A 23,376-nucleotide genomic window follows, 5' to 3' on the forward strand; every position below is an offset into this window, starting at 1 on the left:
TTTTGTTTCTGTCTTGGCCGGCCGGGGGTGGGGGGGGCGCCCCCCCCCCCCCCCCTATCCGCCAGTTCCCGCGCCGGGGGCTCTGCCCCCGGACCCCCGGGATATTTGGACAAAGCCGAAGGGGTCAGAGCACGTTCAGCACCGATCGCGCCGCCCGCACGCCGGGCGGCGCGCCGCCCTCGCCCAGGCGTTGCATGGTCACCTCCATCGCGGCCAGTTGCGCGGCCCGCGCCTCGGGGCGTTCCAGCAGGTTCAGAAGCGCCTGGGAAATCGCGCCGGGCCGACAGGCGCGACCCAGAAATTCAGGGATCGCCCGGGTTTCCGACACCAGGTTGACCAGCGTCACCGTGTCGACGCGCAACAGCCGTGCGATCAGAAAGCGGCTCAGCGGCGCCATGTCATAGGCGATCACCATCGGCGTGCGGTTCGCCGCCAGTTCCAGGCTGACCGTGCCCGAGGCCGCCAGCGCCAGATCGGCCGCGGCAAATGCCGCGCGCTTGTCGGCGGCCTCTTCCACCACGATCGGGGCCACCGGCCAGCGCGCGGCCATCGCCCGCACCAGCGGCGCCACGCCCCGCACCGTGGGCAAGACCACGCGCAGCCCGGGTTCGCGGTCGCGCAGCCGCATCAGCGCCTCATCAAAGCGGGGGCCAAGGCGCTTGACCTCACCCGCGCGCGATCCGGGCAGGCACAGGACCAGCGGCTGATCGGGGCCGATCATGTGCGTTTCACGGAAGGCATCGGCCTCGGCCCTGGTGGCGCGCGGGTCGGACACCACGGGGTGGCCGACGAAATCGCAGCTCATCCCGGCGGCCTGCATATAGGGCGGTTCGAACGGCAGCAACGCCAGCACATGATCGATGACCCCGGCCATCTTTGCCGCGCGCCCCGGCCGCCAGGCCCAGACCGAGGGCGCGACATAGTGGATCGTGCGCAGCCGGGGCCGCGCCGCGCGGGCCAGGCGCGCGACGCGCAGGGTGAAATCGGGGCTGTCGATGGTGATCAGCGCATCGGGGGAAAGGTCTGTCACCGCCTGCGCGGTTTCCGCGATTCGGCGTTTCAGGTGGCGGTATTTCGGCAGCACCTCCCACAGGCCCATGACCGACAGTTCTTCCATCGGGAAGCGACTTGTCAGCCCCCCGGCCTCCATCAAGGGGCCGCCGATGCCGTGAAATTCAACGCCGGGGGCAAGTTGTCTCAGCCCCGCCATCAGGGCCGCGCCCAGCTTGTCGCCCGAAGGCTCGCCGGCGATCAGGAACAGTCTCATGGCTCGCGCGCCCAGAGAAACAGGCCCGCGTCATGGGCCGCGGCGATCGTTGCCGCGCGGTCCAGAAGCAGCACCCCGCCCGCCTGCCAGGCGATGCCCGCAAGGCCAGCCGCAGCAGCACGCGCCACCGTTTCCGGCCCGATCGCAGGCAGGTCGATGCGACGGTCCTGCCCGGGCTTGGGCGCCTTGTAGAACACGCCCCGACCGCCCGCGGGATCGGGGCGCAGGCCCTGATGAAGTGCGGCAAAGTCCAGCATCGCATCGGTGCCGGGCAGCGTTTCCACCGCCAGGCACAGGCCCTGCGCCACCACGGCACCCTGCCCCACATCGACCGCGCCAAGGGACGCCACGATCGCCGCCGCGCGGTCGGCATCGCGGGCATCCCCGGGCCCCGGGTTGCCCGCCAGAACGCCCGCCCCCGGAACCAGATCGGGCGCGATCTGATCGGCGCCAACGACCGCAAGGCCCCATTCCTCGAACAGTTCGATCACCGCGCGCAACGTCGCATCATCGCCCGCCTGCATCGCCCCCACCAATCGCGGCACAAGGCTGGCGGTGCGCGCGTCGAACAGTTCCGGTTCAAGCCGCGGGCGACGCATGGCACCGGCAAAGACCACCCGCGTCACGCCCTGATCGACCAGCGCATCCAGAAACGGCACCAGCCGTTCGACGCGGAACCGCAAGGGCGTGGCGCCGGGGATCGCGGCGGGAAAGCCCTCCATCTCGCAGATCAGCATGCCGGGGACGGCCGCGGCCAACAGGCGGGGCAGCGCGCCGGTTCCGGCGATCAGCGCGGTACCGCTCATCGCGGGGTCAGGAAGGACCGGTCCGACGGTCCCAGAATGAAGTCCAGCACCTCGCGCACCTCGGCACTGTCGGCGCCGTCCTCGGACAGACGGCGCGCGCTGTCGCGGAAATTGCCCTCGGACAGCGCCATGTAAAGATCGCGCAGCGCGCTGATGTCGCCCCGTGCCACGCCCCGGCGCTTGAGGCCGACAAGGTTCAGCCCCTCCAGCTGCGCGCGCGGCCCCGCCACCAGCGCGTGCGGGATCACATCGGCCGTCACCATCGACAGCGCGCCGATGATCGCCCCGCGCCCGATCCGCACCCATTGATGCACGCCCGACAGGCCGCCCACGATCACCTGATCCTCGATCACGCAATGCCCGGCCACGGCGGAATTGTTCACCAGAATCACATGGTTGCCGACCCGGCAGTCATGCGCCACATGCGCCCCCGCCATCAGCAGGCAATCATCCCCGATCGCGGTGATCCCGCCGCCGCCCGCCGTGCCGGTGTTGATCGTCACATGTTCGCGGATGCGGTTGCGCCGACCGATCACCAGCCGCGTGCGCTCGCCCGTGAATTTCAGATCCTGTGGGATTTCGCCGACCGAAGCGAAGGGGAAGATCACCGTTTCCTCGCCGATCTCGGTCGCGCCGGTGATCACGGCATGGGATTTCACCTCGACGCGCGCGCCCAGAACCACCTCGGGGCCGATCAGGCAGAAGGGGCCGATGCGGCAGCCGGGGCCGATCGTGGCGCCTGCCTCGACAACCGAGGAGGGATGGATCTGCGCCGAGGGGTCGATGCTCATGGCTTACCCCTGCAGGTCCATCATCGCGGTGAATTCCGCCTGCGCGGCCAGCTGGCCCTCGACCATCGCCTCGCCGTAGAATTTCCAGATCTTGCCGCCGCCACGCTTGACGCTGACATGCAGTTCCAGCACATCGCCCGGCACCACCTTGCGGCGGAACTTGCAGGCGTCGATGCCCATGAAATAGGTCAGAAGCGGCTTGTCGATCACGTCAAGCGAAATACCGACGACCACGGCCGAGGTCTGCGCCATCGCCTCGACGATGGTCACGCCCGGCATGATCGGCATATCGGGGAAATGGCCTTCGAAATGCGGCTCGTTGCAGGTGACGTTCTTGATTCCGACCGCGCCCTTGAAGGGAACGATGTCGCGCACCTTGTCGATGAACAGGAACGGATAGCGATGCGGGATGATGCGCTTGATCAGGCCCAGATCGGCCTCGGTATAGGGGGCGGGTTGGCTCATCGGGGGGTCCTTCCGGTCTGTCCTGGCGCGGGCGCCGTTGCGGACTTGCTAGCAACCTGGCCGCCCCTTGGCAAGAAGCCCGGCTTAATCCTGCGCGGGCGGCGCCTGGGGCGCATCCCCGTTCGCGGCGGGTGGTTCTGTCCCGGCGGCAGGCTCGCCCCCGGGGCCGATCACCGCATCGACGCGCGCGGCAAGGTCCCCGGTGACGTCGATCGCCGCAAGGCCGCGGATGATCGCACGCGCATCCAGCATCACCACCGCGCCGCGCGCCTGAAGCACGGCATCGATCTGCGGGATGGCGGCCTGGACAAAGGCCTGGCGTTCCTCTTCCAGCTTGCGGCCGATGGCGCGGGCCTTTTCTTCCTGCGCAGCGCGGATTTCGGTGACGCGGGCGTCGAAGGCATCGGCCTCACGCCGGAAGATCTCGGCATCCAGGGTCGCGCGCCGTTCGGTCAGGCTGCGTTCCTCTTCGGTCAGCTGTTCGGTGATGCGGGTGTTTTCCGCCTGCAACGCGGCCGAGGCGGCGGCGAATTCCGCCCGCACCCGCCTGCCCCACAACGAACCTTCGTAAAGCCGGTCCCAGTCCAGCGTCAGCACCGGGCTGGGCACGATCACGCGGGGTTCGGCCGCGGGGCGGGCGGCCGCCCCCGGCTCTTGCGCGGTGGCGCCATCGATGGGCAGGGCCACGATCAGCCCCACCAGCGCCGCCAGTCCCGCGCCCCGAACCATCCCCGACCTCAGAACCGGGTCGAGATGGTCAGGTCGAAGTTCTGTTCAAGGTCGTAATCTTCCTTGACCAACGCCTTCGAGAAGTTGAAGCGCAGCGGCCCGATCGCCGTATCCCAGAACAGCGAGAAACCGATCACCGACCGCCAGCTAAGATCGTCGCTGCCGCCCAGGTCCGCCGCATTGGCCTTGGTAATATCGTCCAGCCCCCAGACCGAGCCGACATCCAGGAACAGGCCGCCCGCGACGCCATATTCCTCGGGCAGGCCCAGCGGGAATTCCGCCTCGAACCGCGCCACGGCGAAATAGTTGCCCCCCAGCGCATCCTCGTTCACGGCGCCCAGATCGCGCGGGCCAAGGCCATTGTATTCAAAGCCGCGGATCTTGCGCGCGCCGCTGAAGCGGTCGATCACGCGGGTGCTGTTGTCGCCCAGCGAATGAACGGCACCGCCTTCCAGTTCCGCGCGCAGCGTGACCTCTTCCTGCATCACCTTGGTCTGCGCCGACACCAGCGCGCTGGTGACCACCGCCTCGACATCGCCGCCCGCGCCGACATAGTCCTGGCCAAAGCGCAGCAGCACGCCGGCATTGGGGTTCAGCCCCGAAGTGCGCGTGTCATAGCTATAGGTATAGCCAAGCGCCGAGCTCCACAGATCGCCTTCCTCGGCCTGAAGCGCCAGGGACGACCCTGCCGCGACGTTATACAGCTTGTCCTTTGACAGCCTGTAGCGCAGCTCCAGCCGGCCGTTTTCCGACACCGGGAATTCGATCGAGGGCGAAATCCCCGCCAGACGGGTCGAATAGTCGGAATTGTCGTTTTCCGAGGTGTTGTAATAGGCGTTGAACCGGAAGCGCAGGTCGCGCGACAGGAAGAAGGGTTCGACGAAGGTAAAGGACGATTGCTGGTTGTCGCTGGTCGTGCCGATCTGCAGGCTGACAAACTGGCCACGGCCCAGGAAGTTCGCTTCCGACACCGCCACGTTCACCCCGAATCCCGAACTGACACCATAGCTGGCCCCGAAGGACAGCGATCCGGTGGGCTGTTCCTCGACATTGACATCGACCACGACCCGCTCGGCGCTGCTGCCCTGACGCGCATCGACGGCGGCATTGCTGAAAAAGCCAAGCGCACGGATGCGTTCCGAGGCATTGCGGATTTCGCGCGGGTTGAAGGGGTCGCCTTCAACGGTGCGGAACTGGCGGCGGATCACGCGGTCCAGCGTGGTGGTGTTGCCTTCGATGTCGATACGTTCGACAAAGACGCGCGGGCCGCGGGTCAGCGCCAGTTCCAGGTCCAGCGTCTGGTTGCGGTCGTTGCGGGTGATGCGCGGTTCCACCCGGACAAAGTTCAGCCCCTTGCGCAGCGCCAGCCCTTCCATCCGGGTGATCGCCAGATCCACCGCCGAGGGCGAATAGACCGTACCGGACCGGATCTTGGCCAGCGGCGCGAAGTCGGCCACATCGACGCCCGGCACCTCGGACACGGTGGTGACGTTGTTGAAGCGGAACTGCTGGCCTTCGCGGACATTGAAGGTCACGAAGAACCCATCGCGTTCGCGCGCCATTTCCGAGGCGACGCCAGTTACCTGCGCATCGATATACCCGCGCGAGCGGTAGAAATCGGTCAGCAGCTGGCGGTCGAAATCGATCCGGCCCGCGACATAGGTATCGCTCTGGATGATCCGGCGGAAGATGCCGGCCTGTTTCGTCTCGATCACCTGACGCAGGCGACGGTCTGAAAAGGCGCGGTTGCCGGTGAAGGACACGCGTTCGACCTCGGTCACGCTGCCTTCGCGGATTTCAAAGGCCAGATCGACGCGGTTGCCGTCGCGGCGGATCACCTTGGGGGTGACGCGCGCGGCCAGACGGCCGGATTCGGCATAGGCCTCGGCGATGCGGTTGGCATCGGCCTCGGCGATGGCGGGCGAATAGACGCGGCGGGGCTGCGATTGCACCAGTTCGGCCAGCATTTCATCTTTCAGGCGGGCATTGCCTTCGAAGTTGATGATGCTGATCGTGGGATATTCCTGCACGCGGATGCGCAGCGTGGTGCCCGCGGGGATCAGTTCGACCTCTTCGAACAGGCCCGATCCCTGCAGCCGCTGATAGGCATCGTTCAGCGTCCCGGCTGAAATCGCCTGGCCGCGCCCGATTCCGGCATAGTTGAGGATGGTCGCGGGTTCGATCCGCTCATTTCCCTCGATCACGACCTGGTCGAAGCGATAACTTTGTGCCTGCGCTACGCCAGCGCCCTGCAGCCAAACGATTGCCAGAACGGCAAAAACCGACACCACCCTAAGGACGGCCCGGGCCAGCCGCGCCCCCATCTGCCGATTGCCCATCGTGCTCTCCCTGCCCCTCTGTTTCGTTCAGACTGCCTTGATGCAATTGAAGTAACGGGAAAGCACGATTTTGTCAAAAGCCGATGACCGGCCACAGCATCTATGCGCCGGCGCGTTGCACGCAGCACGCAGCCCCCCGCGTAAAGCGCCGGGCCGCACGAAACGCATGTGGAAAACACCCGCGGTCAGAGCCGGTGCGGCATGGGGGCCAGCAGGTCGATCAGCTGCAGGCCGATCATCGCCGCGCCGGTCAGCGCCACGGCAATGGCCGCGGGCATCAGCAACACCTCCAGCGCCACCACGATGGCCAGGGACAATCCGCGATAGCTGTCTGCGATCATCTGCGTCATCGGTGCCCCCCACGGTTGCTGCCCGATATCTGCACCCCCTTTGTGGCGAAAATACGACCCAAAGAGAGAGGGGGGATGCGAAGGGCGCGCGCGCCCCGCCGCCGCCGTCAGGGGCAAAGCAGGTCGTTCGACAGGCCAAAGACCATCAGCGTCAGCACCAGCGCCAGCCCCAGCGCCGTCAGCGCATTCAGCACCTTGTCCGACGGCGGCTTGCCCGCCACCGCCTCCCAGGCGTGGAACAGCAGATGCCCGCCATCCAGAACCGGGATCGGAAACAGGTTCAGAAGCCCGATCGCCGCCGACAGCACCGCGATGAACCAGATGAAGTTGCCCGCCCCCGATTCCGCCGCCGCCGCCGAGGTTTCGGCAATGCCGATCGCGCCGCGCAGGTTGCACGACGAAATCGCGCCGGTGATCATGTGCCACAGCCCCGACAGCGAAGACACGATCACCCCCCAGGTTTCGGTCACGGCACCGCCAAACGCCTCGGTGACCGAGGCGGGCCGGGTCTGGGGTTCAAAAACGAAACTGCCCACCACGCCGATCTTGTAATCGGTTTCAAAGCCGCCGCCCGGCAGCGGCAGGTCGGTGACCTTGGGCGTCAGCACCACATCGCGGGTGGTCCCGCCCTGCCCCGGATCGACCCCGGCCGCAGGCGTCCAGACCGCCAGGGTCAGCGCCGCGCCCTCGGCCGCGCGCACCGCCGCCTGCAGATCGGCAAAGCGGTGCATCGGCGCGCCATCGGCCGCCACGATCACATCGCCCGGGCGCAGCCCCGCCGCATGGGCCGCCGATTGCGCCGCAACACCCGCCACCCGCGCGGGGTAAAGCTGCGGGCCGGTCAGATCGACCTCGGCCCCGTCGCGGCGCACCCGCCAGGGCAGCGTCTCGCCCGGGGGCAAATCGGCGATCACCGTGCCAAGCGCGGCAAAACCGGCCACCGGCAGATCGGCCACGGCCAGAATCTCATCGCCCGCTTGCAGATCATGGCTGCCGCCCGGCAGCGCCACCACCGCCCCCACCACGGGGCGTTCCGTGGGCAGGCCCGACCACAGGATCATGCCCGCAAAGATCAGGATCGACAGGATGAAGTTGAAGACCGGCCCCGCCGCGACCGTCGCCGCCCGCGCCCACAGCGGCGCGCCGTGCATGGTGTGGCGCCGATCCTCGGTCGACAACCCCGCCATCGCCGCATCATCCGCCCCCGCCGAGGCCGCATTGGCATCGCCCAGGAATTTCACATAGCCCCCCAGCGGGATCAGCGCGATCTGCCAGCGCGTGCCGCGCCGGTCCACCCGGCTGATCAGCCGCGGCCCGAAGCCCAGCGAAAACACCTCGGCCCGGATGCCCGACCAGCGCCCGACGATGTAATGGCCGTATTCATGCACCGCCACGATCACCGACAACGCCAGCACGAAGGCGCCGACCGTGTACAGAAGACTGCCGAAATCCGGCACCAGGCCCATGAAATCCAACCCTCAGATCCTTCCCGTCCTGACCCGCGCCCACAGCCGTTCGCGGGCCTCGGCATCGGTTGCCATCACGTTATCCAGGCTGATCGCGGCATTTCCAAGACCCCCGGGCGATGACATTTCCGCCAGCACCGTTTCCACCGCCCGCGCCATGTCCAGAAAACCGATCCGCCCGGCAATGAAGGCGTCAAGCGCCGCCTCTTTCGCGGCGTTGAAGGCCGCGCCCGCGGTGCCGCCCGTGGCCATCACCGCGCGCGCCAGCCGCAACGCGGGAAAACGTGTCAGGTCGGGCGCGCGGAAGGTCAGGCTGCCGATCGCCGCCAGATCCAGCCGCGCCACCGGCAGCGCGCGCCGGTCGGGCCAGTTCAGCGCATAGCCGATCGCATGGCGCATGTCGGGCGCGCCCAGATGCGCCATCAGCGCGCCATCGCGGAACCCCACCAGCGCATGCACCAGGCTTTCGGGATGCACCAGCACCTCGATCCGGTCCGGGTCAATCCCAAAAAACTCTTTCGTTTCTATGACTTCCAGCGCCTTGTTGAACATGGATGCGCTGTCGATCGTGATCCGTTGCCCCATCGCCCAGTTCGGATGGCTGGACGCCTCGGCCACGGTCGCATGTTCCAGCCGTTCCAGCGGCCAATCGCGGAACGCCCCGCCCGAAGCGGTGATGATGATGCGTTCCACCGCGGCCATGTCCTCGCCCACCAGCGCCTGGAAGACGGCGGAATGTTCGCTGTCCACGGGCAGGATGCGCGCGCCATGGCGCGCGGCCTCGGCCATCAGCAGGGGGCCGGCGGTCACCAGCGATTCCTTGTTGGCCAGCGCCAGCGTGCCGCCGTGGCGCAGCGCGTGAAACCCCGGCGCCAGCCCCGCCGCGCCGACGATCGCGCTCATGACCCAGTCGGCGGGGCGGTCTGCGGCCTCGATCAGCGCCTGCGCCCCCGCCGCCGCCGCGATCCCCGATCCCGCCAGCGCCGCGCGCAGGGCGGGCAGGCAGTCGTCATGCGCGGTAACGGCGATTTCGGCGCGCAACGCGCGCGCCTGTCCGGCCAGCCGCGCCACGTTGCGCCCCCCGGTCAGCGCAATGGTGCGGAACGCCGCCGGCCCGCCCTGCCGCATCAACAGATCAAAGGTGCTTTCCCCGATGGATCCGGTCGCCCCGAACACCGAAACACGCCGCATCGCCTAGCCTTCCGTCAGGGGCAGCGGCATCACCTGCGCGATCGCCAGCACCAGCAGCACCGCGCCCAGCAGCGCGTCGAACCTGTCCAGCACACCGCCATGCCCCGGGATCAGGCTGGAACTGTCCTTGACGCCCGCGCGCCGCTTGATCGCGCTTTCGGCGATGTCGCCCATCTGGCCCGCAAAGGCGATGAAGGGCGACAGCCACACCAGCCCCCAGCCGCCGCCGGCCTGCACGAAGGCCAGCCCCACCAGCGCGGCACCAATCCAGCCCGCCACCGTGCCGGACCAGGTTTTCTTCGGGCTGACGCGCGGCCAGAACCTGGGCCCGCCCAGCATCCGCCCGGCGAAATAACCCAGGATGTCCGATACGACCACCACCGCCACGATCCAGGTGATGGCACCCAGCCCATGGCCCGCCCGCAGGGCCACCAGCCCATAGCCCGCCAGCATCACCGCCAGCGCATAGACCAGAAAAACCGCCGGATCGCGGCGCGGGCGCAAAAGGCCCAGCACCGGCGGCACGATCAGCAACGCCAGCGCGAACGGCGCATGCAGCCACAGCACAACCCCCAGCACCAGCCCCGCCAGCAGCCCCAGCGCCCGGGCATCGCCCGGCCGGTCCGGCGCCGTCATCCGCGCCAGTTCCCAGATCATCAGACCCGTCACCAGCACCGCGACTTCGGCAAAGACCAGCCCGCCCCACCAGATCGCACCCCCCCCCACCGCCAGCATCGCCAGCGCCGAGATCAGGCGCCTGGGCAGATCATTCCAGCGATCCGACGCGGCGGCCCGGCTCATGTCTTGACCCCGCCAAAGCGACGCTCGCGCCCGCCAAAGCGCGCCAGAATCGCGCCCAGTTCCTCGGGCGTGAAATCGGGCCAGAGCGTGGGGGTGAATTCATATTCCGCATAGGCCGCCTGCCAGGGCAGGAAATTCGACACCCGCGTCTCACCGCTGGTGCGGATCACCAGATCGGGATCGGGGGTGCCGGCGGTGTCCAGACGCGCGGCCAGCGCCGCCTCATCCAGCTGATCGGCGCCGATCAGCCCCGCCGCATGATCGCATGCCAGCCGCGCCGCGGCGCGCGCCAGCTCATCCCGGCCGCCATAGTTGATCGCCACCGTCAGGTTCAGCCGGCTGTTGGCCGCCGTGCGCTCCTCGATCCCGGCCATCAGCTTTTGCAACCGCGGGTCCAGCCGCTCACGCCCGCCGATGAAGCGCATCCGCACCCCCTCGGCCGAAAGCCCGTCGGCCTCGCGCTCGATATAGCGCGCGAAAATGCCCATCAGGCCCAAAACCTCTTCGGTCGAACGCTTCCAGTTCTCGGTGGAAAACGCATAGACCGTCAGCCAGCGCACCCCCAGATCCGGGCAGGCGCGGACGATCTGCTTGACCCGCTCGGCGCCACGGCGATGGCCGACAAGCCGCGGCCAGCCACGGTTCTTCGCCCAGCGCCCGTTGCCATCCATGATGATGGCGACATGCGCCACCCCATGATCCGGGCAACCGCCCGCCGCCGCATCAACCGCGGCCGCCGGAACATCGTCGGGATCAGACATGGGGTCGGTCATGGCCATCGGTCCGCCTTTCGCGATGGGAGGCCGCTCAAACCTGCATGATCTCGGCTTGCTTGCCCTCAAGCGCCTTGTCCACCTGGGCGATGAACGTGTCGGTCAGATCCTGCACCTCGTCGGACCACACCTTCTGATCGTCCTCGGACATGCCATTGCCCTTGGCCTTCTTGATCTGGTCCATGCCATCGCGGCGCACGTTGCGGATCGCCACGCGCGCATGTTCGGCATATTGCGCGGCAACCTTGGTCAGCTCGCGCCGGCGTTCCTCATTCAGCTCGGGGATCGGCAGCATGATGATCGGACCGTTGGTCTGCGGGTTGATCCCCAGGCCGGATTCGCGGATCGCCTTTTCCACCTTGCCGATCAGCCCCTTGTCCCAGACATTGATGGTCACCATCCGCGGCTCGGGCACGTTGACGGTGCCGACCTGGTTGATCGGCGTCATCGAGCCATAGGCATCCACCATGATCGGCTCGACCATCGAAGCCGAGGCGCGTCCCGTGCGCAGCGAGGCGAATTCCTGTTTCAGCGCAGCCATGGCGCCTTCCATCCGGCGCTGCAGGCCGTCGGTGTCAATCTCGAGATCGTCGGACATCTGGTCCCCCGGTAGTTCGTTTCCATGTGTTTAGCGGCGATTTGCGCCCATGTGTAGGGAAAACGGGGGCGCTGCCCCCGGACCCCCGGAGTATTTCCGCCAAGAAGAAGACCTGTGCGTTTCTTCTTGGCAAAAATACTCATGCCGGCCGCCCCGCCCGCGCAGGGCCGGGACGCGGCGCGCCCGGTCATCCCTGGACGCGGGTATAGGTGCCTTCGCCCGCCAGGATGCCGCGGAAGCCGCCGGGCTCATCCAGGCTGAAAACGATGATCGGCAGGTTGTTGTCGCGCGCCAGTGCGATGGCCGAGGCATCCATCACGCCCAGGTGCTTTTGCAGCACCTCGTCATAGCTGACCGTATCGTAGCGCCTGGCATCGGCGTGTTTCTTGGGGTCCTTGTCATAGACCCCGTCCACCTTGGTGCCCTTGAAGATCGCCTCGCAGCCCATTTCATTGGCGCGCAGCGTGGCCGCGGTATCGGTGGTGAAATAGGGGTTGCCGGTGCCGGCGGCGAAAATGCAGACGCGCTTCTTTTCCAGATGTCGTACGGCGCGGCGGCGGATATAGGGTTCGCAGACCTGATCCATCGGGATCGCGCTGATCACGCGGGTATGGATGCCAAGCGCCTCCAGCGCGGCCTGCATGCCAAGCGCGTTCATCACGGTAGCCAGCATGCCCATGTAATCGGCGGTTGTACGCTCCATCCCCTGGGCGGCCCCGGACAGGCCGCGGAAGATGTTGCCGCCGCCGATCACCATGCAGATCTCGACCCCCATGTCATGGACCGATTTCACCTCTTGCGCGATGCGCGCCACGGTTGGCGGGTGCAGGCCGAAGCCCTGGTCGCCCATCAGGGCCTCGCCCGAGATTTTCAGCAGAACCCGTTTGTATTTCACTTTGCCATCGGTTTCTGCGCGCATCTGGCCCTCATGTCATGCGGTTGTCTTCGGCGCGCAAAATGTCGCAAATGGGGCGCGGGTTCAACCACGCGTTTGCAGGGGCAAGATGAACGACATCCTTGATGACATCGACCCGGGCCGCCCGGTGCTGATTGCCGGACCCACCGCCAGCGGCAAATCCGATCTGGCGCTGGCGATCGCCCGGGCGCAGGGGGGGGTGGTCGTGAACGCCGATGCGCTGCAGGTCTGGTCCTGCTGGCGGGTGCTGAGCGCGCGGCCCCCGGCTGCGGATGAGGCGGCAGCACCACATGCGCTTTATGGCCATGTGCATCCGGGGCAGGCCTATTCCGTGGGCCACTGGCTGCGTGAGGTGGCGGGGCTTCTGGCCGGCGGCATCCGGCCGATCATCGTGGGGGGGACCGGGTTGTATCTGTCGGCGCTGACCGAAGGCCTGGCCGAGATCCCCGCGATCCCGGCGGATCTGCGCGCGCTGGCCGACCGGCGGATGTCCGCCGAAGGCCCCGGGGCGCTGCTGGCCGAACTGGACCCCGCGACGCGCGCCCGGATCGATCCGCTGAACCCCGCCCGTATCCAGCGCGCCTGGGAGGTACTGGCCGCCACCGGGCAGGGCCTGGCACGTTGGCAGGCGCAAACCCCGCCGCCCCTGCTGCCGCTGACGGCCTGCACCGCGCTGTTGATTGCGGCGGATCGCGACTGGCTGGCCGACCGCATCGACCGCCGCTTCGACCGCATGCTGGAGGAAGGCGCGCTGGATGAGGTTCGCGCCGTCCTGCCGCACTGGGACCCCACCGCCCCCTGGGCCAAGGCGATCGGGGCACCCGAACTGATCGCGCATCTTCGCGGCACACTGTCTCTGGAGACGGCGCGGCACGCGGCCCAGGCGGCCTCGCGCCAATATGCCAAGCGCCAGCGCACATGGTTTCGTGGCCGGATGGGTGCCTGGCACAAGATCCTGCGGCCTTGACCGCAGGCCGGCCCATTTCCGCCGAGACCAAAGATTTCCTTTGGAATAAAAGGGCTTCGCAACTAGTCTTCGCGCAGGAAACACCGCTTGCAAAGGCCACCCGCGTGAAACTGTTCACCGCTCCGCCGCTGTCGCATCTGTCCGCCCCATCCGCACAGGGGGATGGTCCCCAAACAGGTCCCGGCATTGCCCCCGGCGCATCGCAAGGTGCCACAGCGCCCGCCGAACGCCGCGCCACCCCGCTGCTGCCCGATCCCCCGTCGCAGCCGCGCGTGGTGGCGATCCCGCGGCTGGCCCAGGGCGGGCGCTGGCGGGTCGAGGCGATGCGCGCCCTGTCCGAACCCTGCCTGCTGTGGTTCACCCGCGGCCAGGGTCGAATCACGCTGGGCGGCGTCACGCGCGGCTATGGGGCGCATAACGCGATCTTCATTCCCGCCGGGGTGATGCACGGCTTCGATCCGGGCACGCAGACGCATGGCCAGGCGGTGTTCTTCGGGCGGGGCAGCGACATGATCCTGCCCCCGTCCGCCCAGCACCTGCGCATCCGCGAGGCCGCGCCACAGGCCGAACTGTCAGGCATCATCGATGCGATCGCGCGTGAACTGGATACCCGCCGCCCCGGCGCGGACCGTGCCGCGCGCCACCATCTGGGCCTGCTCGACGTCTGGCTGGAACGCCAGGTGGCGCTGGCCCAGGCCGAAACCCCTGCCCCCCGGCCCAATGCCGCCCGCCGCCTGGTCGCGCGCTATGCGGCCCTGCTGGAACGCGATTTCCGGTCCGGGCATGGCGTGGCGGATTTTGCCGCCGAACTGGGGGTGACGCCCACCCATCTGTCGCGCGTCTGCCGCGAAACCTGCGGACGACCGGCTTCGGACCTGCTGCAGGACCGCCGGCTTTATGAGGCACGCCGCCTGCTGTCGGAAACCCGCGCCCCGGTGCAGGACATCGCACGCACCCTTGGCTTTGCCAGTGCCGCCTATTTCACCCGCGCCTTCCACGCGAAAACCGGCAAGACGCCCTCGGACTTCCGCCGCGCGGGCAACTAGAAGGTGTCTTCATTCAAGCGAGCACGCCATTGCGCAAGCGATTGAGACGAACGCCGTGAAGGCGGCGAGGGTTTTTTCGGCGCGCAGGGCGATGCAGCGGAAGCGTTTGATGCGGTTGAAGAAACACTCAACCAGGTGGCTCTCCCTGTAGATCGCCCAGTCGATGGGACAAGATAGCGTGCGGCTGCGGTTGCGCTTGATCTGGGCCTCGGCCTGCAACGTCTGGGCAATGAGGGCGCGCAACGCCTCACTGTCATAGCCGGAATAATCGGCGACCACATGAGCGCACGATCCTGGCCTATGGTGAGCAGAGCGCCGCAGTGCGCGGGATCGAGAACCGTCAGGAACGCGAGGCGCTGCTGCTGCGCCTCGATGAACTGAAGGTCGCCCGCGACAGTGCCGAGGCGCAGAAGGTTCTGGGCGCCCTCAGCGATCTGCGGGGCCAAGACGAGGTCGGCGCAGCCCTGTCGCAACAAGAGCGAACCCAGGCGAAAGCGTTGTGCGTTTCACGGGGACAAGAGCACGGGGCCAAAAACCGCTGAGGGCAAGGCGGGAATAGCAGAAACGCAAAGGCAGCGTTGGCAGGCTGAACGCCCCAAATGCCATGTTGATATTCTGGCAATCAACCGCACCCTAGCAGGCATGGGATGCAGGTGCACTGACTTTCAAGAATTCTTGCATAGCCCAACCCAGAAAGCTGTCTTTGGGAATGGTATCGCTAAAGTCGCTTCTCAGCAGCGATCTGATCTGACTCCCCCAGAAGTGAGCACCGTAACAGTCAGAGGAATAGGATTCAACGCGTAGCCCGTCGGGTTCAAGAAACTTCCTCACGTCATCGACCTTGTAGAAGGTCTCCTTCGGAAGCGCGTGCTGAAACTCCCCGTGTATCTTCAGCAAATGGGTAAGCAGATAGGGACCGGTCCACGCCCAGCGCCATTCTGCAATCGGCAGCCCCTTGAAGCCCGTCCTGATTTGCCATTTTGCCTTTCGTGCCATGCTGAAATGCTTGGGATACCCCACAGTATCCAGACTCAACTCATTCAACGCCTGGGTTGTGCGGGAATCGCCGGGCAGGCGAAGAACACCGCTGCCAACGACTCGTTCATCTTGCAATCCAAACACATAGTCATTTCCAAATTCAAAAGACCGCAGCGCGATAATGTCCAGGTCAACCCATGTTCTTTCGGTTTCGCGCATCAGCCTGTACCGGAACAAGTCAGCATGCGGCGCTGGACTGCCATTTCGAAAGCGAAGAATGCGGGATTCGTTCCACACCTCCAAGGCGTCTCGGTTCTCGACGCCTTTAGGAAGGCTCTGCAAGGGCTTGTAGCTGTAGATGATGAGGTCGTCGTTCTGGGCGGCAAACGATGCCGCAGACACTTGCTCAAGAGGGCTAAGTTCGCCACCAATCCAAAGGCTCGCAAGCTTCGCCATGACAAATTCCTCCAAATATACTTGTGACGACCAAATCTATCATATCGTTTTCCAGCGAACAAATCCACGCGTAAGCGCAATGCGCTGGTTGGCATGGTAATTCAGTATGGCGGACGAAATGGGGATGATAAGAAGAGCACATCCAGAAAAACATTGAAATTATTCAGAATTCAAGTTTTTTGGCGGAGGGGATGGGTCTGACGTCCAACCTTCTCCACCACGTAAGTCATTGCAATCATTTAAGCCGATTGAAGTTGGTAAATCAAGCGACCCAAGCGGGCCTGACTTCGAAATTCATCCGCTCACAAACATGCTGCAAACTCACCTTGCGCCAAGCCTCAGCCTCACACCCAAGCCGATGATGTTTGATCCAGTCCGCGACGGCGAAATGACGCCATAGATCCCGGAGCGGTGATGCAACCGGGCAAAGACACTCAACCGCTCCCATGACGTATGTGCGTATTCTGCCTCAAAACCCATATAGTATTGGAATTGCACAGTATCTTCTCCGCGCACAAGGTTCGTTCCGTATTCGTATGCGGGCGGTGACACGGCATAGGAAAAACCGTTGGCCCAGCCGAAGTTGATGGTTCCTGTGGACGCAAGATCATAGTCTCGCGTCCGCAGCATAACACCGAGGGTTACTTCCTCATGGGTTTGAAGCCCGCTATGAAAATTCGCGGTTCCCTCGAGTTCCATGCGCGCGTCCGCGAACCCGATAGACGTATGGGGAATGAAAATATCCCTTGCAAGCAAATGGCGGGACAAGATGACCGAGGTCAAATAGCTTTCGTCGAAGGTCAGCCGCCCCGTGGCCGCATTGTAGGGCAGGTATGGAAGCCGTGTATCCGCCCACTGTCCAGAATAGACTCCGACCCGCCATCCTTCCGCATGGGCAGGAGAAGCTGCGGCAACACCAAAGATGCCAACGACAAATTGGAGGGCAAGACTAATCCGGCGGTTGGTGAAGTGCACTCTTTGGCCCAGCATCACGTGTTGAGCTCCTTATAGGCAAGAAGAAGGTCATCGGTCCGATCGAAGAACCGGATGCGGCTTCCCTCCAGCAGCAAGCCGCAGTCGCAATATTGTGCGATGGTGCTGGGTGAGTGGGAGATCATGATTATCTGGCTCTTGGCGAGCTTGTCCTGAAACACAGCTTTGCTCTTTTTCTTGAAATCCTCGTCTCCAACGGCGGTGACCTCGTCGATCAGGTAGACATCGAAGTCGATCGCCATGCTGAGGCCGAAGGCCAATCTGGCCTTCATGCCGCTCGAATAGGCCTTGATCGGCAAGCGCAGTGACGGCCCCAGTTCAGCAAATTCGGTGACGTAGGAGATGACGCGCACCGGGTCCTGCCCGTAGATGCGCGACACGAAGCGGATGTTCTCAATGCCGGTCATGCTGCCGTTGAAGCCGCCGGAAAAACCCAGTGGCCATGACACGCGTGATGTCCGAAAGACCTTGCCTAGGTTCGGCGGCTCTATGCCGGCCATCAGGCGCATCATCGTAGATTTGCCCGCCCCATTTTTGCCCATGATCCCGACATTACGATCCGCCGGAAACGCAAAGGAAAAATCGGACAGGATCGTCTTTTTCACCCCTCCCACTCGGTAGTATTTGCTGACCTTGTCGAAGACGAGCATCTAATATCTCGCCTGCCGGAACAGCCGCTCGCCAGCCAACCCCACCAACAGCATCCCTGCCCCCACTCCGACCGGATACCAGACATCAAGGAGCGTTGAATTGTAGTTCGGGTAGAACCCATGCCGGAACCATTCGACAAGGTGCAGCACGGGGTTCCATTGCAGCACCTCGCGGGCCTGCGGGGGGAGCTGGCTCGGGACGTAGAATATCCCAGAGATAAAGAACAAGGGCCGTGTCAGGATCTTTTCAATCTGAGTCCACGTTTCCCACAGCGATGCAATTACAGCGTTGAGCGTGCCAAAGCCAAAACCCAGAAGGAAGGCCGCGAGGAAGGCCAAAATGACATGCTCAGGATGAGCGGGAAGTGGCGCTAGGTTCAGGGCGATCAGCGCGGCATAAAAGACGACCATGATCACCACGTAGGTGGCGGCCACCAACACGGCCCGGGAGATCAATGTGTCGACATCTTTGATGATCGGATACGTCAGAAGAGCCCGGTTTGCATCGAATACCGTCATGAGCTTATTCGAGAGCTCATTGAAGAACTGCAGGGTGAGGATGCCCGTCGCGAAAAACAGGGCCAGACTTGAGCCAAAGGGGGGCTGACGGCCGATCATGCTAAAGAGGAACGCCAGCAGGCCAACGCCAACGGTCGGCGTGATGATCGCCCAGACGTAGCCGAACGGCGATGTTCCAAATGTCGCGCGGGTTTCGCGCACAACGAGGCTGGCGATCACGCGCAATTGCAGCGACAGAAGCTCGTGCGTGCTGACCAGCCTCATGTGAGATGGTCCCGAACAGAATATGTCATCAGCGTGCCGACACCCCATGCCGCGACCAATGCGAAGCCAAGGATCAGAAGGTTGCGCAAGCTGCGAGGATATTGTGCGGATTCAGGCGCCTGTGGCCGCAAATGAATCGCGAGGTAGCGTTGTTGCCGGTCGGCGTCCCTCCGCGCCTGCTCGAGCGACGCCAGGGCCGATGCGTAGGCCTGTTGGGCCAGGCTGCGTTCGACCTCCAGTTCCTCATAAAGGGCCAGTTGCTGGCTGACAGCGCTGACACCGCTTTCTCCAAGCACCTCGCTGCCGATCGCCTCACGACGTTCAACGATCTGGGCGGCCAGCGCCTCTGCGTTGCGCCGCAGCGCGGTGAGGCTGGGCGCGTTTTCGTCGAGGGTTTGGCGCAAGGCGGAAATGCGAGCATTGACGTCGATAAGACGCGCCTCAAGGCTAGCAATCAGCTCAATCTCAAGCGCGGCACTTGCAGAGGGGTCGACGGATTGCTCGGAGGCACGGAAATCGCGAATTGTGCTGAGTGCCTGCCGTAAGCGGGCCTCCTGAAGTTCCACCTCTGCCCGTGCAAACCGGAGCGCGTCGCTTCGAGCATTCGCGGAGAGTTCATTCACCAGGGTTTGGGTAAGGCGCAGAACCGCTGCTGCGATTTCTTGCGCATGTTCCGGGCTAAGGGATTGAACCTCAAACTCGATGATCCCAGAGGTCGGGTCGAATTGAGTGTGGATGCGCCTGTTCCAGTACTCGAGGAAATCCTCGACCGTTGCATCGGCATCCAGCCGCGAGAGCGGATCAACGTCGCGTGAAGAATAAACGCCACGCAGATCAAGTTCGAAATCCACTGCCTCCAGAAGTTCGCGACTGCCGAGGTAGCTGAGAACGATGTAGGAGTCCGATGTCGTCGAGCCGGTGCTGGCAAGGCCGGTCAAGGCGCCAATCCCGTCAATCCCGGCATTCGTATCGATACCGCGGATAGAGAAGCCCGCGCGAGCCGCATAGCGGTCCGTAGCGAAGGTCGCATAGTAGAGCATAGCAGCAAAAAGCGGCAGCACTACGCACAGGAGGAACGACACCAGTAATCTGCTGAGGCGGCGTCTCTCCTGCCGATCGCTCGGGTCGATCGCCGCCGAGTTGCCAAGCGTCAGCACCTTGCCCTTTGTCACCGACCGCTCGTCGTTCTTGGCATTGGTCATCGCGTGTTTCCCTTAAGCTTAAGCCAAGCCAGAATGGCGCTCCGCAAGAATTTGCGATGCAAGTTCCGGCGCTGAGGGCCACGGTTTGCCATGGCTGCAAGTTGTTCCACCGCCTGCTCGGGCTCGACAAAGCAGTCCCGCTCATAGTTGAAATATCGAGGGTAAGAGATCAGGGCCCCATGAACCAATTCTGCGACCGTCAGTCGCCGCGTTCGGCGGAGGCACGGTATCCTGTCTTCCGTCAACCCCCAGCCCGCGTAGAAGGGGAGACCGTGGCAGACGACCTTGACACCCCGGATCAGCGCCTCGAAGCCCAACAGCGAAGTCATCGTATGCACTTCATCGACCTGTCCCAGAAGCTGGCCTAGAGACACTGGTCGCGCAAGGACCTCATCGGCCAAAGCCAGCACATCCCGCTCTCCATCACCTTGGCGGCGGAGGCCAGCCAAAACATCGGGGTGCGGCTTGTACACGATATGGGCGGATGGGTTTTCCTGCCTGACGCGTCTGAGAAGTTCGACATTGGACCTGACTTCTGGTGAGCCGAGCCGGATCGAGGCGTCCGTTTCGACCTGGCCGACCACGAGAATTACCGGGCTAAGCCCGTTGGGGCGATCCCAGGTTTCATTACCCAGGTTGTATTTTGTAAGGTCGAGCTCAATGATCCTGTCGCGGAGTTCATCCGCACGCAGGACAGCCGCATGATCCAGCACTTGCGTTTCGAGAATGCGCTCCAACCTCGAAGGGCGCGTGGCGTCATAATGAATCCCGATATCGTCGATGACCAGCGACAGCGGCCGCACGAGGTCGGCGCCAAGTCCAGAGGAACGCAGAAAGCCGTCCTCCATTCGCAAGATGGTCGCGTTCGACGGGAGCGCCGGCGCATCGGCACTGCCCCACAGAGCGATGACGAGAGGAGATTGTGATGGCGAGACGGCAGGGGGTGTTTTAGCGAACACCACATAGGAGCCTTGCAGAAATCGCTGAATGAACAGTCGTTTCCAACGCGAGAACCCGATGGCCAAAATCTGCTCGGGAAATTCCTGTCGTTTCCGGCGCTGCAATCCGACATGCGCAAAGCTACACTCGGGTTCGCAGCGGGTCATAGTCACGGGGTCGATGTAGCGGGGATATTTGACTAGTGCCGCATGAACGAGTTGCTCGAGCGCCACGGGCTTTCGCCGCTTCGGTGCAGGCAGTTCGTCATCTGTCAACCCCCAGCCGGCGTAGAAGGGCATCCCGAAACAGCGCACACGCTTACCCCAGATCAAAGCTTCGAAACCGACCTGCGAGGTCACAGTGTAGACGGCATCTGCGTTCTTGATCAAATGGGCAACGTGACAGTTGTCCAAAATAACCCTTAGCCTCGGGATTGCACCTAAGATTTCAGGATCGAAATGACGCCGTCTCGGCCTCTTAAGTGCATCGGGGTGCAGCTTCACGACGATGGTCTTATTGGGGTTTTCTTCGAGCGCAGCTTCCAGCATTCGTTCAAACGCGGCCACATCGGCAAGCCCAAATTCTATTGAAAGATCCCCTGCGACCTGATCAGCGACTAGCACATATTGCGGAGGCAGCTGCTTTTCATGATCCCGCGCAGCATTGAATTTCGACAGACCAAAGTCGCGCCAAGCACTCATGATCGCGCTAGCGCGAACTTCTTCGCCATTCGGTAGAGTTGCCGCGATCATTTCTTCAAGCGCCGATGGTCCCGTGGCGTCGTAGTAGATGCCCTCGTGATCAAAGATCAGCGATAGTCCAAGATCGCCGCGCTCAACCGAACGGAGAAAGCCATCTTCCAAAAGGCAGAAATCGGTCCCGGTCGCCTCCGCGATCGCAACGGCCCTTCGGCCCGACCATTTGCGCCCCCACCCAATATACAAGGCCGCGCGCGAAGGCAGCAGTCGGCTGTGGAAAGCTGGCGCGCGTCCAAGGATCACTCGAAGCGTTGGATGATCGGCAAGGTCCATTGATGTGACAAGTGTCACTTGTCGCCGATCACTGTCAATCAGCAGAAGATGCCCCGCAATCAGCCGTAGCCACTGCGGCAGCTTACGAAGACGCGTGACCATTCGTTCAACTTTACCCACGATTTGAAATCGTTTCCGTCTCTGCTACTTCATCGAAACCGATGGCGTTGACTTCATAAGAGCCGCCTACGTTTCGAACACAGTACTGTTTGGGTACGAAACGCTTTAACTGTTCGTTTGACCGCAACTCCTGCCAACGCTTTACAAAGTTTTCTGGATCATCGTAGCGAAGGCGTTCTCCTTTAGGGGGAACCGAGTTCCACCAACGCAAATCTAGCAATATATCCCGTATTTCCGCCGAGAAACGATAGCGTATCAATCGAGCCGGTTGACCCGCGACAATCGCGTAGGATGGAACATCTCTGTTTACGAAGGAGTTTGCACCGATGATGGCGCCGTCTCCCACCGTAACACCTTGGCGGACAACAACATTGCGCCCGATCCAGACATCATTGCCGATCATCGTCCGATGAGAGTTACCTCGCCATCTGAGATCAGGATTAGCAAAATCAGTCCAATGCTCCGCTTCCGAAAACCATGTAAGGCCATTGTATTGCACGGGATGCGAGCTGACCCAATCGATGGGATGCTCCGGTGCTCCTATTGAAACATTTGCAGCAATCGAGCAGAAGCGGCCGATAGTAGAATTTCTTAGTTCAAATTTAGGCCCACAGTAGCTGAACGCCCCAACTTCCTCCGACCCAAGGCATACCGTATCGGATAATCTCGTGGCAGTTTCAAAAGTTAATTGGCGTCCGATTTGCGACACCTTTGATATCGTCAATCCAAGTCGCGCCAAGTCTTTAGCGTCAATGCCTTCTTTATGCGTGATATCCTTTGCTGAAGTTTTTGCCGACGCTTGTTTCGAGCCTGTCATACTTGATCCGCCGTGATTCGATAGTAGGCTCTGAGCAGGGTTGAACGGCTGTCGCCAAAGAACTCTGCCCGATCACGGAGGTATTTATTAAGTTTTCGTTCGCCCAGGACCATCTTTGCGATCGACTGCTCAAGCGGTCGCTTTCGTTCTGCCTTGATGCTGGTTGGCGCATGCGGTCCGGTTTTTGCTGATGAGGGCACGGGCCGAGTCGGCTTCTTTGCAGTAGGTGGCGATGCATGTGCTGCTCTTGCTCCAGCTTTCCAGACGGAGTCTCGCACATGATCCTTTGAACTAGGCGAAACAATGAATTTTTGCGGAATTCCACCCACCGCGTCTTCGAACGACTGGTTCATGAGCAACTTTGCATCAGTTGCAACTGGCGAGTCCACAAACTGCCGGAAGGCCATCTCGGCCAGTGCTGGGTCGATATAAATTTGGTCTGCGAGATCGGCGAATCCAGACCTATAATTGCGAACAAAATCCAAGGCGCCTCTATGCACCGCGTCAATGAAGAGACGGCGAGGCATATGATTTGCCTCGGGACGGAACATCGGCTGCGCACGACCGTTGGACATTCTCATGGTAACGAGCGAAGGCTCGCTATGGCAGAGCAGAAACTCTGATAACTGCCTGTTTTGGACCACGGCCGACGTCGAAATCTGCGGTGCCAAACCCTGACCGACATATCCACGATGGCTATCGCCCTGATCAAGCCATATTTCGCTGTCTTGCAACGTGGCGTAATAATAGCCAGTGAGCCGCCGGCCAGTAAGCGCGCCCAAGGCCCCTTGGATGTTAGCCTTCCAGCCAACATCCACAACCGCGGGCATTTTAGCGTCGTAAAAACCACTTTCCGTCAGGTAGAGCTCATAGGCTTTTCGTTCGACTGCAGCATTCTGAAG

The 23,376-nt window shown here is 63.4% G+C and carries 24 protein-coding genes and 1 pseudogene; 3 read left to right on the forward strand and 22 right to left on the reverse strand.

Annotation, left to right across the window (positions count from 1 at the left end; all coding sequences use genetic code 11):
• Positions 1 to 124: 124 nt before the first annotated feature.
• The 13 genes from lpxB to pyrH all read right to left on the reverse strand — a co-directional run bounded on the left by lpxB (position 125) and on the right by pyrH (position 12,495).
• Complete coding sequence (gene lpxB / locus ACK8OU_RS18270) at positions 125 to 1,267, reverse strand: lipid-A-disaccharide synthase (RefSeq protein WP_410304790.1); 1,143 nt, start codon at positions 1,265 to 1,267, stop codon at positions 125 to 127.
• Positions 1,264 to 2,073 carry an LpxI family protein gene (locus ACK8OU_RS18275; RefSeq protein ID WP_410304791.1) on the reverse strand — a complete coding sequence of 270 codons (810 nt, stop codon included), beginning with the start codon at positions 2,071 to 2,073 and terminating at the stop codon, positions 1,264 to 1,266. Before ACK8OU_RS18275 ends, lpxB begins: the two co-directional genes overlap by 4 nt.
• Positions 2,070 to 2,864: an acyl-ACP--UDP-N-acetylglucosamine O-acyltransferase gene (gene lpxA / locus ACK8OU_RS18280; protein ID WP_410304792.1), complete on the reverse strand. Its 795-nt coding sequence runs from the start codon at positions 2,862 to 2,864 to the stop codon at positions 2,070 to 2,072. The genes ACK8OU_RS18275 and lpxA overlap by 4 nt, the downstream gene beginning before the upstream one ends.
• A gap of 3 nt (positions 2,865 to 2,867) precedes the next feature.
• Positions 2,868 to 3,329: a 3-hydroxyacyl-ACP dehydratase FabZ gene (fabZ, locus tag ACK8OU_RS18285; protein WP_410304793.1), complete on the reverse strand. Its 462-nt coding sequence runs from the start codon at positions 3,327 to 3,329 to the stop codon at positions 2,868 to 2,870.
• 84 nt (positions 3,330 to 3,413) lie between these two features.
• Positions 3,414 to 4,058 (reverse strand): OmpH family outer membrane protein, encoded by a 645-nt coding sequence (locus ACK8OU_RS18290; RefSeq protein ID WP_410304794.1) that lies wholly within the window; start codon positions 4,056 to 4,058, stop codon positions 3,414 to 3,416.
• A gap of 8 nt (positions 4,059 to 4,066) precedes the next feature.
• A complete protein-coding gene (bamA, locus tag ACK8OU_RS18295; RefSeq protein ID WP_410304795.1) occupies positions 4,067 to 6,397 on the reverse strand; it encodes an outer membrane protein assembly factor BamA in 2,331 nt (776 codons plus the stop codon).
• Positions 6,398 to 6,582: 185 nt separating this feature from the next.
• Complete coding sequence (locus ACK8OU_RS18300; RefSeq protein ID WP_410304796.1) at positions 6,583 to 6,747, reverse strand: hypothetical protein; 165 nt, start codon at positions 6,745 to 6,747, stop codon at positions 6,583 to 6,585.
• Positions 6,748 to 6,854: 107 nt separating this feature from the next.
• Positions 6,855 to 8,222: an RIP metalloprotease RseP gene (rseP, locus tag ACK8OU_RS18305; protein ID WP_410304797.1), complete on the reverse strand. Its 1,368-nt coding sequence runs from the start codon at positions 8,220 to 8,222 to the stop codon at positions 6,855 to 6,857.
• Positions 8,223 to 8,225: 3 nt separating this feature from the next.
• Positions 8,226 to 9,404 (reverse strand): 1-deoxy-D-xylulose-5-phosphate reductoisomerase, encoded by a 1,179-nt coding sequence (gene dxr, locus ACK8OU_RS18310; RefSeq protein WP_410304798.1) that lies wholly within the window; start codon positions 9,402 to 9,404, stop codon positions 8,226 to 8,228.
• Positions 9,405 to 9,407: 3 nt separating this feature from the next.
• Complete coding sequence (locus tag ACK8OU_RS18315) at positions 9,408 to 10,205, reverse strand: phosphatidate cytidylyltransferase (protein WP_410304799.1); 798 nt, start codon at positions 10,203 to 10,205, stop codon at positions 9,408 to 9,410.
• The gene (gene uppS / locus ACK8OU_RS18320; RefSeq protein WP_410304800.1) at positions 10,202 to 10,966 is read right to left on the reverse strand and encodes a polyprenyl diphosphate synthase; all 765 of its coding nucleotides are present in this window, start codon (positions 10,964 to 10,966) and stop codon (positions 10,202 to 10,204) included. Before uppS ends, ACK8OU_RS18315 begins: the two co-directional genes overlap by 4 nt.
• Before the next feature lie 46 nt (positions 10,967 to 11,012).
• A complete protein-coding gene (gene frr / locus ACK8OU_RS18325; RefSeq protein WP_410304801.1) occupies positions 11,013 to 11,576 on the reverse strand; it encodes a ribosome recycling factor in 564 nt (187 codons plus the stop codon).
• Between the two features lie 187 nt (positions 11,577 to 11,763).
• Positions 11,764 to 12,495 carry a UMP kinase gene (gene pyrH, locus ACK8OU_RS18330; protein ID WP_410304802.1) on the reverse strand — a complete coding sequence of 244 codons (732 nt, stop codon included), beginning with the start codon at positions 12,493 to 12,495 and terminating at the stop codon, positions 11,764 to 11,766.
• An 85-nt stretch (positions 12,496 to 12,580) separates the two neighbouring features.
• Between pyrH and miaA the strand changes: the two genes are divergently transcribed.
• Both miaA and ACK8OU_RS18340 read left to right on the forward strand, forming a co-directional pair.
• Positions 12,581 to 13,459 (forward strand): tRNA (adenosine(37)-N6)-dimethylallyltransferase MiaA, encoded by an 879-nt coding sequence (gene miaA, locus ACK8OU_RS18335; protein WP_410304803.1) that lies wholly within the window; start codon positions 12,581 to 12,583, stop codon positions 13,457 to 13,459.
• Between the two features lie 104 nt (positions 13,460 to 13,563).
• Complete coding sequence (locus tag ACK8OU_RS18340) at positions 13,564 to 14,505, forward strand: helix-turn-helix domain-containing protein (protein ID WP_410304804.1); 942 nt, start codon at positions 13,564 to 13,566, stop codon at positions 14,503 to 14,505.
• Positions 14,506 to 14,514: 9 nt separating this feature from the next.
• Here ACK8OU_RS18340 and ACK8OU_RS18345 read toward each other — a convergent pair whose 3' ends face one another.
• A complete protein-coding gene (locus tag ACK8OU_RS18345; RefSeq protein WP_410304805.1) occupies positions 14,515 to 14,784 on the reverse strand; it encodes a hypothetical protein in 270 nt (89 codons plus the stop codon).
• Between the two features lie 117 nt (positions 14,785 to 14,901).
• Here ACK8OU_RS18345 and ACK8OU_RS18350 point away from each other — a divergent pair.
• A pseudogene (locus tag ACK8OU_RS18350) lies at positions 14,902 to 15,000 on the forward strand (hypothetical protein); the annotation flags it as partial.
• 138 nt (positions 15,001 to 15,138) lie between these two features.
• On the opposite strand, the gene ACK8OU_RS18355 reads toward ACK8OU_RS18350, so the two are convergent.
• From ACK8OU_RS18355 to ACK8OU_RS18390, 8 genes are all read right to left on the reverse strand, one after another.
• The gene (locus ACK8OU_RS18355; RefSeq protein WP_410304813.1) at positions 15,139 to 15,939 is read right to left on the reverse strand and encodes a hypothetical protein; all 801 of its coding nucleotides are present in this window, start codon (positions 15,937 to 15,939) and stop codon (positions 15,139 to 15,141) included.
• Positions 15,940 to 16,260: 321 nt separating this feature from the next.
• Positions 16,261 to 16,932, reverse strand: coding sequence for a hypothetical protein (locus ACK8OU_RS18360; RefSeq protein ID WP_410304806.1), 672 nt, complete (start codon positions 16,930 to 16,932; stop codon positions 16,261 to 16,263).
• Complete coding sequence (locus ACK8OU_RS18365; RefSeq protein ID WP_410304807.1) at positions 16,929 to 17,582, reverse strand: ABC transporter ATP-binding protein; 654 nt, start codon at positions 17,580 to 17,582, stop codon at positions 16,929 to 16,931. The genes ACK8OU_RS18360 and ACK8OU_RS18365 overlap by 4 nt, the downstream gene beginning before the upstream one ends.
• Positions 17,583 to 18,365, reverse strand: a complete 783-nt coding sequence (locus tag ACK8OU_RS18370; RefSeq protein WP_410304808.1) for an ABC transporter permease — start codon at positions 18,363 to 18,365, stop codon at positions 17,583 to 17,585.
• The gene (locus tag ACK8OU_RS18375) at positions 18,362 to 19,567 is read right to left on the reverse strand and encodes a hypothetical protein (RefSeq protein WP_410304809.1); all 1,206 of its coding nucleotides are present in this window, start codon (positions 19,565 to 19,567) and stop codon (positions 18,362 to 18,364) included. Before ACK8OU_RS18375 ends, ACK8OU_RS18370 begins: the two co-directional genes overlap by 4 nt.
• A complete protein-coding gene (locus ACK8OU_RS18380; protein ID WP_410304810.1) occupies positions 19,564 to 21,639 on the reverse strand; it encodes a capsular polysaccharide biosynthesis protein in 2,076 nt (691 codons plus the stop codon). Before ACK8OU_RS18380 ends, ACK8OU_RS18375 begins: the two co-directional genes overlap by 4 nt.
• A 10-nt stretch (positions 21,640 to 21,649) precedes the next feature.
• Positions 21,650 to 22,474, reverse strand: coding sequence for a CatB-related O-acetyltransferase (locus ACK8OU_RS18385; protein ID WP_410304811.1), 825 nt, complete (start codon positions 22,472 to 22,474; stop codon positions 21,650 to 21,652).
• A partial coding sequence (locus tag ACK8OU_RS18390; RefSeq protein WP_410304812.1) for a hypothetical protein occupies positions 22,471 to 23,376 on the reverse strand: 906 nt, incomplete at its 5' end. The genes ACK8OU_RS18390 and ACK8OU_RS18385, both read right to left, overlap by 4 nt.

The organism is Pontitalea aquivivens (genome assembly GCF_046507575.1).
In the GTDB taxonomy this organism is placed as follows: domain Bacteria; phylum Pseudomonadota; class Alphaproteobacteria; order Rhodobacterales; family Rhodobacteraceae; genus Pontitalea; species Pontitalea aquivivens.

Bases quoted from the DNA above. Each gene is read 5' to 3' on its own strand.
- lpxB (WP_410304790.1), bottom strand. From the start codon at position 1,267: ATGAGACTGTTCCTGATCGCCGGCGAGCCTTCGGGCGACAAGCTGGGC.
- ACK8OU_RS18275 (WP_410304791.1), bottom strand. From the start codon at position 2,073: ATGAGCGGTACCGCGCTGATCGCCGGAACCGGCGCGCTGCCCCGCCTG.
- lpxA (WP_410304792.1), bottom strand. From the start codon at position 2,864: ATGAGCATCGACCCCTCGGCGCAGATCCATCCCTCCTCGGTTGTCGAG.
- fabZ (WP_410304793.1), bottom strand. From the start codon at position 3,329: ATGAGCCAACCCGCCCCCTATACCGAGGCCGATCTGGGCCTGATCAAG.
- ACK8OU_RS18290 (WP_410304794.1), bottom strand. From the start codon at position 4,058: ATGGTTCGGGGCGCGGGACTGGCGGCGCTGGTGGGGCTGATCGTGGCC.
- bamA (WP_410304795.1), bottom strand. From the start codon at position 6,397: ATGGGCAATCGGCAGATGGGGGCGCGGCTGGCCCGGGCCGTCCTTAGG.
- ACK8OU_RS18300 (WP_410304796.1), bottom strand. From the start codon at position 6,747: ATGACGCAGATGATCGCAGACAGCTATCGCGGATTGTCCCTGGCCATC.
- dxr (WP_410304798.1), bottom strand. From the start codon at position 9,404: ATGCGGCGTGTTTCGGTGTTCGGGGCGACCGGATCCATCGGGGAAAGC.
- ACK8OU_RS18315 (WP_410304799.1), bottom strand. From the start codon at position 10,205: ATGAGCCGGGCCGCCGCGTCGGATCGCTGGAATGATCTGCCCAGGCGC.
- uppS (WP_410304800.1), bottom strand. From the start codon at position 10,966: ATGTCTGATCCCGACGATGTTCCGGCGGCCGCGGTTGATGCGGCGGCG.
- frr (WP_410304801.1), bottom strand. From the start codon at position 11,576: ATGTCCGACGATCTCGAGATTGACACCGACGGCCTGCAGCGCCGGATG.
- pyrH (WP_410304802.1), bottom strand. From the start codon at position 12,495: ATGCGCGCAGAAACCGATGGCAAAGTGAAATACAAACGGGTTCTGCTG.
- miaA (WP_410304803.1), top strand. From the start codon at position 12,581: ATGAACGACATCCTTGATGACATCGACCCGGGCCGCCCGGTGCTGATT.
- ACK8OU_RS18355 (WP_410304813.1), bottom strand. From the start codon at position 15,939: ATGGCGAAGCTTGCGAGCCTTTGGATTGGTGGCGAACTTAGCCCTCTT.
- ACK8OU_RS18365 (WP_410304807.1), bottom strand. From the start codon at position 17,582: ATGCTCGTCTTCGACAAGGTCAGCAAATACTACCGAGTGGGAGGGGTG.
- ACK8OU_RS18370 (WP_410304808.1), bottom strand. From the start codon at position 18,365: ATGAGGCTGGTCAGCACGCACGAGCTTCTGTCGCTGCAATTGCGCGTG.
- ACK8OU_RS18375 (WP_410304809.1), bottom strand. From the start codon at position 19,567: ATGACCAATGCCAAGAACGACGAGCGGTCGGTGACAAAGGGCAAGGTG.
- ACK8OU_RS18380 (WP_410304810.1), bottom strand. From the start codon at position 21,639: ATGGTCACGCGTCTTCGTAAGCTGCCGCAGTGGCTACGGCTGATTGCG.
- ACK8OU_RS18385 (WP_410304811.1), bottom strand. From the start codon at position 22,474: ATGACAGGCTCGAAACAAGCGTCGGCAAAAACTTCAGCAAAGGATATC.